Source organism: Methylobacterium nigriterrae, from assembly GCF_037106235.1.
Taxonomy (GTDB): Bacteria; Pseudomonadota; Alphaproteobacteria; order Rhizobiales; family Beijerinckiaceae; genus Methylobacterium; species Methylobacterium nigriterrae.
Genome location: NZ_JBAWTG010000564.1, coordinates 1 through 436 on the forward strand (window position 1 = coordinate 1; position 436 = coordinate 436).

The 436-nt window shown below is 68.8% G+C and carries 1 protein-coding gene; it reads left to right on the top strand.

The window, feature by feature from the left end:
• On the top strand, positions 1-436 hold a 436-nt coding region (locus tag WDW90_RS38260; protein WP_336492895.1), incomplete at both ends, for a TCP-1/cpn60 chaperonin family protein.

A 436-nucleotide genomic window follows, 5' to 3' on the forward strand; every position in this document is an offset into this window, starting at 1 on the left:
GGACATCGAGGCCCGCGTCGGGCAGATCAAGGCGCAGATCGAGGAGACCACCTCGGACTACGACCGCGAGAAGCTGCAGGAGCGCCTGGCCAAGCTCGCCGGTGGGGTGGCGATCATTCGTGTTGGCGGCTCGACTGAGGTCGAGGTCAAGGAGAAGAAGGACCGCGTCGAGGATGCCCTGCATGCCACCCGCGCCGCGGCGGAAGAGGGCATCGTCCCCGGCGGCGGCACGGCACTGCTCCGCGCCAGGAAGGCGGTCGCCGCGCTCAACAGCGACAACGCCGACGTCGCGGCCGGCATCAAGATCGTCCTCAAGGCGCTCGAGGCCCCGCTCCGTCAGATCGCCTCGAACGCGGGCGTCGAGGGCTCGATCGTGGTCGGCAAGATCTCCGACAACACGGGCTCGGAGACCTACGGCTTCAACGCCCAGACCGAG